Here is an 11727-nt window from a genome sequence, read left to right on the forward strand (position 1 = left end):
ATTTAAGCCTCTGGAGCGTTATATCAAACGTGAGTAGTCTGTTCTTCGGGACGGCAAAAGCGGACGCGGTGAATGAGGAATGGAACATAAAAGTTAACTTTCTACGGAAGGTTTATGGCTTTTTATAAGTTTTCAGTAACGGGAATCAAGGGCGGAAAACATCTTTATGCTGATTGATGATTTCCCCCATAAGCATTTTGCCCCATACATCCGGATGGAGCCCATCGATGGAAAATTTGGTATCCATAACTGTGTGGGTGGGGTCGTAGAAGTATGGTTCAAGGTCGATGAAATGGGGCTGGCTGCGTATCCAGTTGTTTACCTGTTGGAGTTTTGTCGCCCAGCGCTTGTCCGTGGGGGTATGAAAGGCAAACTGGATATTAGCAGGATTGATGGGCATCAGGGTGAGGAAAATTGGACGGATATCATTGGCTTCACATTTTTGCCGAATAGCGTCCAAATCGTTGATAATGATTTCCGGCTGGAGATTCGATGCCCGCAGGCTGTTGGTGCCGGTGAGGATCAAGAGATTTTTGGGCCTGAAGGGCAGAACATCCTGCTCAAAGCGCTGCAGGGTCATGGTGGAGGTATCGCCGCTGCGCCCTAAGTTCAGGCAGGGAAAGTCAAAATACGTGGTGTAACTGTATTCAAGTGCGGCGGGGGAGTTGGATACGGCACCGCCACCGTGGGTAATGCTGTCCCCAAGAACCGCAATGGGCACACGTTCCGGCTGCTGTTTGACGATAAAATGAGCGGTATCAGACCAGACGCCTACGGGATTGCCAGCCTTGTCCACTCCCCGTACCCGCCAGTAATAATCGCCGGCATAGGGACGAGCGTATTCATCATAACAGGCAGTGGAGGAATCAACTACTTTGCGCCAGGCGGCATCCGCAGTCGGCACAGTGTCGTTTTCGGCTGCTGGTGGATGAATCATCAGCTCTACCTCATAGCGTTCGATATTGTGCAAAGGTATCCATTGGTAGACCGGATAGATGGGCATTTCAAAATTGGGCATTTGATCATATTCATTCAACAGGGGATGGTTAGGCCATGGCAGGCTGACGTCAATATAGAGCTCTTCCGTGGGAGAAAACTCTCCAATAGGCTGATGATGAATATCCAGCGCGCGCACCCGCCAGTAAATAAATTTGCGATTGGCATATTTTTGCAGATCTGCCTGCCAGCCGTTGGTGAAAATCAGCTGTGTGCTTTCTAAATGGTTGTTTTTATCTGCAGCAGTGCCGCCTTCCTGTGCAGGTTTGCCTGCCAGCAGTTCCACTTCATAACAGACTGCGTTGGGAACAGAGTGCCAAACGAGGAACGGCATGAGACTGGCGGGATGTTCCTCACCGTAATGGGAAATTACAGACGGACTTACAGGCTGTTTGGTATGCAATGGATTCTGAATGGGCTGGGAAGGATTGGTAAGCTGACCAAATATGCCATAGGCAGTTATCCGGTAATTCATGGGAATGGCACTGGATGGCACATGGAAAGACGCATTCATGGTATATTCGCTACCCCAGAATTTTTGTGCTGGTTCTCCTTCGACCAAACCTGTGGTAGGAGAGTAGGATTCTACTTTGTAGAAACATGGATAAGGCAACGGGTCCCAGGAAAGGGTAAGCTTACCGTCCTGCTCGTCAAAGGAGGCTGTAAGCTCTTTTGAACGCAGGTCGAGAAGATCGGTTTTCTCTGCCATATAAGCTGACAAAATGGTAAAACCAAGTATAATCAGCGTAAACAACAAAAATTTCTTCATGAAAATAACACCAACATTAACAGGATTTTCTTGCATAATCTATAATATAATAATTAGTATAGCATACTTTTGAGGTGATGTGGAAATGAAAAAGCAAGGTTTGGTAATCGTACATACCGGAAATGGCAAGGGCAAGACCACTGCTGCACTAGGGCTGGCTATCCGTGCCTGGGGTGATGGCTTCCGGGTTTTGATCCTGCAATTCATCAAGGGCGGCTGCACTTATGGTGAGCTGAAAACGATAGAAACACTAAAAAATATCGATGACCGCATAGAAATTGACCAGGGCGGTTTGGGCTTTACCAACAAGGGGCCAACGACACAGGAAGAACATAAGGCCGCAGCACAGGAAACGCTCAAGCGTGCCAAAGAAGAAATTCAAAGCGGCAAATGGGATTTGATTATTTTGGATGAAATCAACTATGCTGTGAAATATGAGTTGATTGCAGAAAATGATATGCTTGAACTCCTTGACTTGCGTCCGGAAGATTTGCATTTGGTGATGACCGGCCGGGATGCAGCTGATTCTCTCGTGGAGCGGGCGGATCTGGTCACGGAGATGAAGGAGATAAAACATCCTTACCAAAAAGGCATTAAGGCACAGAAAGGAATCGAGTTTTAACATTTATCTTGCAAAAAGAGCTGTAAAGTTGTAAACTTGTAACTATATTCGTATCTTGATACTTAGGAGAGTGGAAGAATGATTAGCGATAATGTAAAAAAAGGCGCTACCCGTTGTGCGCATCGTTCCCTGTTTCATGCTAATGGCTATGGCCCGGAGGATTTGAATAAGCCCCTGATTGGTATTTGTAACTCCTTCAATGAGATAATTCCCGGCCATATTCATCTGCGGGAAATTGCAGAAGCTGCCAAACTGGGTGTAGCTGCCGCTGGCGGTACGCCGATTGAATTCCCGGCCATTGGCGTTTGCGATGGTATCGCCATGGGACATACGGGCATGAAATATTCGCTGGCGAGCCGCGAACTTATCGCTGATTCCGTGGAAGCGGTAACGATGGCTTCCGGCTTTGACGCGCTGATTCTGATTCCAAACTGCGATAAGGTTGTACCGGGTATGTTGATGGCAGCAGCCCGCCTGAATATCCCCGCTGTTGTGGTATCCGGCGGCCCCATGCTGCCGGGGCGTTATAAAGGCCATGATGTCAGCGTCAGCCAGGCCTTTGAAGCAGCCGGCAAATTTGCCGCTGGCGATATGACCGCTGAAGAAATGGAAGATTTGGAAGCAAAATGCTGCCCGGGCTGCGGCTCCTGCGCAGGGCTCTTTACCGCCAATACCATGAACTCCCTGTCGGAAGTGCTCGGCATGGCACTGCCGGGCAACGGCACGATTCCTGCCGCCTATACCGGCGGCCGCCGTCTGCTGGCCAAACGTGCCGGCGCTGTGGTGATGGAACTCTTGAAGAAAAACATTCGCCCCCGCGATATTCTGACTAAGAAGGCTTTTGAAAATGCCATCACCGTGGATATGGCGATTGGCGGTTCTTCCAATACGGTACTGCACCTCACGGCCATTGCCCATGAAGCAGGCATAGAGATTCCGGCACCGCTCTTTGATGAGATTTCCCGCCGTACGCCATATATTGCCAAACTCAGTCCGGCCGGCAAACATCATATGGTTGACCTCAACGAAGCGGGCGGCATTTCAGCCGTGATGAATGAATTATCCAAGAAAAATCTCATTCATTTGGATGCGCTGACCGTTACAGGCACTATGGGGGATCGAATCAAGAATACGCCGGTGGAAGACAACACGGTGATTCATTCCGTGGAAAGTCCATATCGTCCGGAAGGCGGCATTGCCGTGCTCAAGGGCAACTTGGCACCCGATTATGCCGTGGTCAAGGCATCGGCAGTGGCAGAAGATATGCTGACCTACACCGGCAAGGCAAAATGCTACAACTCGGAACCGGAAGCCTGCGATGCTATCATGAATGGTGAAATCCATGATGGGGATGTTGTGGTCATCCGCTACGAAGGCCCCAAGGGCGGCCCGGGGATGCAGGAAATGCTCAATCCGACCGCCGTTATCACAGGTCGTGGCCTTAAAGTCGGCCTCATTACCGACGGCCGTTTCAGCGGTGCCAGCCAGGGGGCCTGCGTAGGCCATGTATCCCCGGAAGCTATGGAAGGCGGGCCGATTGCGCTCATTGAAGATGGGGATGAAATCACCATCGATATTCCGAACCGCAAGCTCGAACTCAATGTCAGTGATGAAGTGCTCGCAGAGCGCCGCGCTAACTGGCAGAAGCCGGAACCCAAAATCAAGCATGGGTATTTGGCACGGTATGCGCGGATGACTACTTCGGCTAGTACTGGGGCAGTTGTGAAGTAATTTAAGTTAACATCGTTATATACAAGGCGCCCGGCGGCTGATAATACTTTTCCTTCGCCATAGACAAGCTTGTCAAAAGCTGCGGAAAAGCATCATCAGCCGCCGGGCTTAGTATTTGTATTACATGGTTTGTGGTTAACATCGATATGCATGGTCGCCCGGTGGGCTGGTAATATTTTTCCTTCGCCATAGACAAGCTTGTCTAAGCAGACGAAAGTTATTGCCTCTCCCTCCCTCCGCCTTTCTAGACGAATTTTCTCAATAAACAGGATGGCTCTGCGGTTGACAGGATTGGGTGCCCGTCATATAATAAATTAGTTACTATAAAAAGATGAAATAGCAAAGGGGCGTTTAACATGGCAGATAAAAAGGTCATGCTGACCGAAGATGGTTATAATAAACTGGTAGAAAAACTGAACTACTTGAAAAGTGTCCGCCGTATCGAAGTGGCAGAGCGTTTGAAAGCCGCTATCGCACTGGGGGACCTTTCGGAAAACTCCGAGTACGATGATGCGAAAAACGAACAGGCCTTCCTCGAAGGTGAAATTCAGGATTTGGAAGCCAAAATCCGCAACTCCGATATCATCAAGGCTGGTTCCGGTGATGTAGTGCAGATGGGTTCCAAAGTTACCGTAGTGGATTTGGAATTTGCTGAAGACGGCCCGGAGACCTTCATGCTCGTAGGTTCCACGGAAGCTGACCCGGATGAAGGCAAGATTTCCAACGAATCCCCGCTCGGTCAGGCGCTCCTCGGCCAGAAGGTTGGCGCTGTAGTAGATGTTCACGCTCCGGCTGGCATCATCAAATACGAAATCAAGGAAATTCTGATTTAATTTTAGATACATATAGATGGGAGATTTTGCATAAATGGCAGAAAACAAGCAGAATCAGCAGGCTCCTGTAGAGGACCTGAATGAGATGATGAAGGTTCGCCGCGAAAAGATGGAAGCCTTCAAGGAAATGGGCGTGGCTCCCTTTGGTCACCGCTTTGATGTGACGGCTTACGCGGCAGACATCAAGAAGGACAATGACCATCTCGAAGGGGACGAAGAAGGCCCGGAAGTATTCATCGCTGGCCGACTCATGGCTATCCGCGGCCACGGCAAGGCATCCTTCTGCACGCTGAATGACCGCACGGGCAATATTCAGGTGTATTTCAAGATTGATGTACTGGGCGAAGAAAAGTACAAAGGCCAGTTCCGCCGTCTCGATATTGGCGATATCATCGGTATCCGTGGCGTGGTGTTCAAGACCCATCGCGGTGAAGTTACCGTGCGCGTAGAAGATTTTGACCTGCTCTCCAAATCCCTGCGCCCGCTGCCGGAAAAATTCCATGGCCTGCAGGACGTGGATATCCGCTATCGTCAGCGTTACCTCGATCTGATTGTCAATCAGGATGTGCGTGAAACGTTCCGCCGTCGCACGAAGACCATCAACTCCATCCGTGAGTATCTGGATGAACGCGGCTATCTGGAAGTGGAAACGCCGGTTCTGTCCACCATCGCCGGTGGTGCAGCAGCCCGTCCGTTCATCACGCATCACAACACGCTGGACATTGACCTCTACCTGCGTATCGCTACGGAACTGAACCTCAAGCGCCTGATTGTCGGCGGCCTTGACCGCGTATACGAAATCGGTCGTATCTTCCGCAATGAGGGTATGGACGTACGTCACAATCCGGAATTCACTTCCATTGAATTCTATCAGGCTTTTGCGGATTACACGGATATGATGGATTTGACCGAAGGTATTGTCGTTAATGCTGCCCAGAAAGTGCTCGGTACTTCCGTAATCAATTATCAGGGCGTGGAAATCGACCTCTCCAAGGTTAAGCGCATCAGCATGAACGATGCCGTTAAGGAAGCTACAGGCAAGGACTTCATGGCTTGCGAAACCGTAGAAGAGGCCCGCAAACTAGCTGATGAAATTGGCGTTCCTTATGAAGAACGTCATGGCATCGGTGGCATCTTGAATCAGGCTTTCGAGGAAAAGGTTGAAGAAACCCTGATGCAGCCGACCTTCATCACGGGCCATCCGACGGAGATTTCTCCGCTGGCTAAGCGCAATGCAGAAGACCCGCGCATTACCGACCGTTTCGAATTCTTCATCTATGGCCGCGAACTGGCCAATGGCTTTACCGAGCTTAACGACCCCATCGACCAGAAGGGCCGTTTCGAAGACCAGCTCAAACAGCGTGAAGCCGGTGACGATGAAGCCCATGGCATGGACGAAGACTTCGTTATGGCTTTGGAATACGGTCTCCCGCCAACGGGTGGCGTAGGTATCGGTATCGACCGTCTGGTTATGTTCCTGACGGATGCCGCATCCATCCGCGATGTACTCCTGTTCCCGACCATGAAGCCGCTGGCTGACTGATGGTTAACTGAATAGAAAATAAAGTTGACGCTTTTTGTGAATCTGTCTATAATAAAGATGTATTCATAAAAAGCGTCTTTTTTTGAGGTGATTCTATGTTGAGAGAAAATGCAATAGACCTGCCGAAAGCTGGTTTTTCCGTACAGGATATGACCCGCATGGCCATCTGTCTAGCTTTTTGCTGTGTGACAGCTTTTATTACCTTTCCATTGCCCTTTACACCGGGGCTGGTTACGGCCTTGACCATCGGCATTTCTTTGACGGCTTTGGTGCTGCCGCCGAAATTGGCGTTTATCACCATTGCTGCGTATTTATTCCTCGGAGCAGTGGGACTGCCGATTTATCCCGGCGGTGTAGGTGGCTTAGGGCGTTTGATGGGCCCGACAGCCGGTTTTTACTTTGGCTGGCCAATCGTCTGCTTTTTGCAAAGTTATTTCAAGGGGCAGGAAGCAACCTTCCTCCGTTATGCCCTGGTAACGGTACTGATTGGTGTGCCGCTGACCTATGTGGGCGGTCTTATCTCCATGATGGTGGTACTGAAAGTGGGTTTCTACGAAGGACTGATGCTGGCTGTTGTCCCGTTCCTCTTTGGTGATGTGCTAAAAGCTCTGCTAGCAGCCTGGCTGGGCGTGAAGGTCAACCAGATAATAAAACGATAAATAAAAAGCGAATAGCAGCTTAAGGACTGCGATGAATGAGAAATCATTTGTCGCAGTCCTTTTTTTGTATACATAGTGCAAAATGCAACGTAAAATCCTATTTATAATTTTAGGTGCAAATTCTAAAATTATACTTGCTATTATATGGTGCAAATGATAATATAATAAAGTGTGTAAAGGAAAGGAAGAAAATGATGTTCAAAATCCAGCAGAATGAACAAACGGTAAACAAAACGTTTCGTCTGCCTGTGAGACTTATAGAGGAATTAACACAGGTGGCAGCAGAAGAAAAAATATCTGTAAATAATCTAGTGCGGCAATGCTGTGAATATGCACTAAATAATATGAATGCAGATAGCAGAAAGGAATTATATGACATTGACAGCGGAAAAGAGTAATCAATGTATACGTCAAAGACTACGTCCTTATTTGTCACCATTAATCTTTATGGCAGCCGATTATACAGCTGTCATATTGACCGGTCAGTTGTCCAACAGCATTTATGACCTGTCAATTGACCCTAGTTATATCTATCTGTGGTTGCCTGTGACATTTTTAATCTTTTTAGCGCAGGCGAGAGCATATGCTACCATGCAGCCCATTATCTATACCGTAAGAAATATTTTCTATGCGAGCACATACGGTCTTATCGCTTATATTGTTGCCTTGTACTTCTTCACGGACTGGATGGCGGCGCGTTCCTTCTTTGTTGTATTTTGGCTGGTTTTACTGATAACACTCTACATCGAACGGTTGCTGATCAGCCTATGGCTGAAACACAGCCATCATCTGTATGAAGATGTGATTTTCGTAGGGGCAGGCAAAACGGCTGAACGAGCTTTGCACTACTTTCAGGATGATTTGGGGTATCGGTACCATGTTATTGGCTTCTTGGACGATAATCCGATTTCTGACAAAATCCCCAATAAATACAAGCTGCTGGGAAAAATCAACGAAGCAGAGAAAATCGTGGAAAACAGCCATGTACAGAACGTAATCATCACGGCCCCGGGGATGGAGCGTGACAAACTACAGCAGCTCATAACCACCGTCCAGCCCCATGTACGCAATCTGTCCTATGTGCCGGATTTGATTGGCACACCAATGGCAGGAGTAGAAGCGCAGTCACTGTTCAGTGAAGAAATCCTTATGCTTCATATGAAAAACAATCTTGCCTTGCGGCGCAACCGGATTTATAAACGTTTATTTGATTTGATACTCAGTGTTGTCGGCGGCATTGCCATTAGTCCGATACTGCTGTTCCTGGCAATATGCATAAAACTGGATTCAAAAGGCGATATATTCTACAATGCAGACCGCATTGGTAAAGATGGCAAGAATTTCAAGTGCTATAAATTCCGTTCTATGTATATCAACGGTGATGAAATTCTCAACAATTATCTGGACAAGAATCCGGAAGCCGCTGCGGAATGGAAGGAATACGCCAAACTTCGTGATTATGATCCGCGGGTTACTAAGGCCGGCACATGGATGCGTAAATACAGCCTTGATGAACTGCCACAGATACTCAATGTCATAAAGGGCGATATGAGTCTTGTAGGGCCAAGACCATACTTGCCACGAGAAAAAGAAGATATTGGCGAGGAACTCAGTACCATAACCATGAGTATGCCCGGAATCACCGGTTATTGGCAGGTAAGCGGCAGAAACGATGTCAGCTTTCAGGAACGGGTTACCATGGACGCATGGTATGTAAGAAACTGGTCGGTATGGCTGGATATCATGTATTTGGCCAAAACATTCACAGCAGTAATATTCGGCAAAGGAGCTTATTGATTTGAATATAAAAATTATGGTCGCTGCGCATAAACCATACTGGATGCCGGAAGATTCTGTATATCTTCCTATTCATGTTGGCAAGGAAGGAAAAGCAGATATTGGTTATCAAGGGGATAACACAGGCGATAACATCAGCAAAAAAAATCCCAACTATTGTGAACTGACAGCAATTTATTGGGCGTGGAAGAATTTGGATGCGGATTATATTGGCTTAGTTCATTATCGTCGTTATTTTACCAAAAAAGAAGTTCGTAGTGTGGAAGGAAAGAGGAAACAGGTTTTATCGTCTAAGGATTGGGAAAGCATCTTAAAAAAGATGCCTGTAGTAGTACCGGGGAAACGTAAATATTATGTTGAGTCTAACCGTTCACATTATATCCATGCCCATCATGCTGAGGGATTGGAAGAATTAGAACGGATTATCCATGAACAATATCCGGAATATGTGCCTGCAATGGAAAAAGTGATGAACCGCACTTGGGCACATATGTTCAATATGTTCGTTATGGACAAGAAACACTACGATGCCTATTGTGAATGGATGTTTGCGATACTGGCAGAAATAGAGAAAAACGTAGACATTAGCACATACTCGGCCTATGAAGCCCGCATTTATGGCTTTGTCAGCGAACTGATGCTCGATATTTGGTTGGAGAAGAATCAGTTGGCTTATGTTGAGCAAAATGTATCTTTTATGGAAAAACAAAATTGGCTGAAAAAAGGCGGGAAATTCCTGGCTAGGAAAATCGGCCTCTGCCGTGCGTGAATAGTATAGACAATGGGAGATGAAACCTGTGGAAAAAGAAGAACAGATAGATATCGGTAAAATCTGGCAGATTATGAAAGACCGCAAGAAAGTCTGTGGAGTAATCATTGGCGGTTGTACGGCAATTTCGTTAGTAGCTGCGTTGGTTTGGCCGCCAATATACGAATCAACGACAACGGTACAGACTCGTGTAACTGGTGCAGGTGTAAGCGGGGCATCCGCAGCTGCGGCAGCCTTAGGTTTTGGAAGCAGTTCGCCATCACTATCCTATGTGGAATTGATGAAATCCAATACCGTTCTGCAACCGATTATTGATGAATTAGATTGGGATGAAGATGAAAAAAAATTTCTCACACCAGAAGGGTTTGCAAAAAAAAATCTGCAGATAGAAAACACTAAGCAGACAAACCTTATCAAGGTAACGGCTAAGGGCAAAACGCCGGAAGAAGCCCAAATGATATCGCAGCATGTTGTGGATAACTTCCTCGTCATGATGACCGATATGAACAAGGAAACCCAGAGCCTGTTGGTACAGTTCTTGAACGATCGTGTAGAGGTGGCAAAAAAAGAAGCCGAGGAGGCAAGAAATAAGTTTGCTATGTATCAGAAGGAACATGGCATTTACAGCCCAGATGAACAGGCCAAAATTGCCGTAAACAAAATGAATGCCTTTGACGAAGCTATTGGCAATATGCGCGTTCAGCAACAGGCTAATCAGGCCAAGGTGGACAGTGCGGCAGCACAATTAGGCGATATTAATGCCAACAGTCAGAGCCTAAAAATCAACGACAATGCCAACGTTCAAAACTTGCGGTCAAAGATTATTGCTGCTGAGGTAGATTTGGTCGGTTTGCGTCAGCAGTATACGGAAGAAAATCCGAATGTAATCAAGGCCGAGGAAAAACTGACAGCCTTGAAGCAGAATCTGACGCAGGAAGTAAATGCCTTGGTAGCATCCAAATATACAACGATTAATCCTACGCAGGAATCTCTGATAAAAGATCAGGTAAATGCACAGGTGGCCATAGAGGTATCCAAGGCCAGTGAACAGGCAGTTGCCAAACGTCGCGATGAAAAGGCAAAAGAACTGGATAACTTTCCGCAGGAAGTACAGGAATATATGAATCTCCAGCGCGACACGACCATTAAGGAAGGTATCTATACAGACCTAATTAAACAGATGGAAAACAACAAAATCCGACAGGCCATGGATTCCATGGATATTCAGGTGGTGGATAAAGCGAATTTACCTTTTAAAGAAATTCCTGTATGGCCGAGAAAGAAAGTTATAACAGCGACAGGTTTTGCTTTTGGCTGTTTGTTGACAATTGCCTATAGTCTACTGATTTACAGGCGGGAAAATTACTAAGTTAAAGGATATATAATGTCAAGAATAAAAAATGATAAAATTGCAGTATTTGATTTGGATGATACATTGTATCAAGGTAATTCTCATTTTCTATGCTTAAATGAATTTTATAAAACGAAGATATTTACATCTATTATTGCACGGTGCTTTTGTAAATTTTTTCCAATAGCATACTTACGGTTTGCCAATTATTTATACGATAAAATCCCCTATGAATATAGAAGTACATTCAAATTGCCTTATAGGAACGAAGTTATAAAGCTCTTTAAAAAGAAGCAGAAGACAGGCTATCAAATGTTGATTCTATCAAATGCACCTATTGAGTTATTGAAAACAGCAGCTAATGAACTGCATGTGGACTATTTGAAGGCTGGCATAGGAGAGAAATCACGCTGCTTACATGCTGAATTTGAATATCAAGAATTATTTGTTTGCACGGATAATATGACTGATATTGATCTGCTAAATATTGCCAATGAAGCAGTGATTACATGTCGTCCAAGTAAAAGGGGATTTTTTACTAAACGTGTAAAATGTAAAAACTATAAATTTATTGAGGATGTTTGTGATAATGAAGTGTAAAAATAGATGGCTAGACTACTATATACCACTTAGGTGGACGTTCGCCACAAGATACAT

11 protein-coding genes are annotated in these 11727 nt (G+C 46.2%); 10 read left to right on the forward strand and 1 reads right to left on the reverse strand.

Features of this window, described 5'->3' with window-relative positions; genetic code table 11:
* Positions 1-145: 145 nt before the first annotated feature.
* Complete coding sequence (locus tag G598_RS0104220) at positions 146-1765, reverse strand: SGNH/GDSL hydrolase family protein (protein ID WP_026765880.1); 1620 nt, start codon at positions 1763-1765, stop codon at positions 146-148.
* 85 nt (positions 1766-1850) lie between these two features.
* Between G598_RS0104220 and cobO the strand changes: the two genes are divergently transcribed.
* The 10 genes from cobO (at position 1851) to G598_RS0104270 (ending at position 11670) form a co-directional block, all read left to right on the forward strand.
* Complete coding sequence (gene cobO, locus G598_RS0104225) at positions 1851-2387, forward strand: cob(I)yrinic acid a,c-diamide adenosyltransferase (protein ID WP_026765881.1); 537 nt, start codon at positions 1851-1853, stop codon at positions 2385-2387.
* A gap of 78 nt (positions 2388-2465) precedes the next feature.
* A complete protein-coding gene (gene ilvD, locus G598_RS0104230; protein ID WP_026765882.1) occupies positions 2466-4118 on the forward strand; it encodes a dihydroxy-acid dehydratase in 1653 nt (550 codons plus the stop codon).
* Between the two features lie 356 nt (positions 4119-4474).
* Complete coding sequence (gene greA, locus G598_RS0104235; RefSeq protein WP_026765883.1) at positions 4475-4951, forward strand: transcription elongation factor GreA; 477 nt, start codon at positions 4475-4477, stop codon at positions 4949-4951.
* 34 nt (positions 4952-4985) lie between these two features.
* Complete coding sequence (gene lysS, locus G598_RS0104240; protein ID WP_026765884.1) at positions 4986-6494, forward strand: lysine--tRNA ligase; 1509 nt, start codon at positions 4986-4988, stop codon at positions 6492-6494.
* Positions 6495-6589: 95 nt separating this feature from the next.
* Positions 6590-7153 (forward strand): biotin transporter BioY, encoded by a 564-nt coding sequence (locus tag G598_RS0104245; RefSeq protein ID WP_051179932.1) that lies wholly within the window; start codon positions 6590-6592, stop codon positions 7151-7153.
* Between the two features lie 191 nt (positions 7154-7344).
* Positions 7345-7551: a hypothetical protein gene (locus G598_RS17045; protein WP_245582752.1), complete on the forward strand. Its 207-nt coding sequence runs from the start codon at positions 7345-7347 to the stop codon at positions 7549-7551.
* Between the two features lie 49 nt (positions 7552-7600).
* The gene (gene wbaP, locus G598_RS0104255) at positions 7601-8950 is read left to right on the forward strand and encodes an undecaprenyl-phosphate galactose phosphotransferase WbaP (RefSeq protein WP_245582753.1); all 1350 of its coding nucleotides are present in this window, start codon (positions 7601-7603) and stop codon (positions 8948-8950) included.
* 1 nt (position 8951) lies between these two features.
* Positions 8952-9719 (forward strand): DUF4422 domain-containing protein, encoded by a 768-nt coding sequence (locus tag G598_RS0104260; protein ID WP_026765887.1) that lies wholly within the window; start codon positions 8952-8954, stop codon positions 9717-9719.
* A 19-nt stretch (positions 9720-9738) separates the two neighbouring features.
* Complete coding sequence (locus tag G598_RS0104265; protein WP_037363217.1) at positions 9739-11088, forward strand: GumC family protein; 1350 nt, start codon at positions 9739-9741, stop codon at positions 11086-11088.
* A gap of 15 nt (positions 11089-11103) precedes the next feature.
* On the forward strand, positions 11104-11670 hold the full coding sequence (locus G598_RS0104270) for an HAD family hydrolase (RefSeq protein ID WP_026765889.1): 567 nt from the start codon (positions 11104-11106) through the stop codon (positions 11668-11670).
* Positions 11671-11727: the final 57 nt, after the last annotated feature.

The sequence above is a fragment of the Selenomonas ruminantium subsp. ruminantium ATCC 12561 genome, from assembly GCF_000424065.1.
In the GTDB taxonomy this organism is placed as follows: domain Bacteria; phylum Bacillota; class Negativicutes; order Selenomonadales; family Selenomonadaceae; genus Selenomonas_A; species Selenomonas_A ruminantium.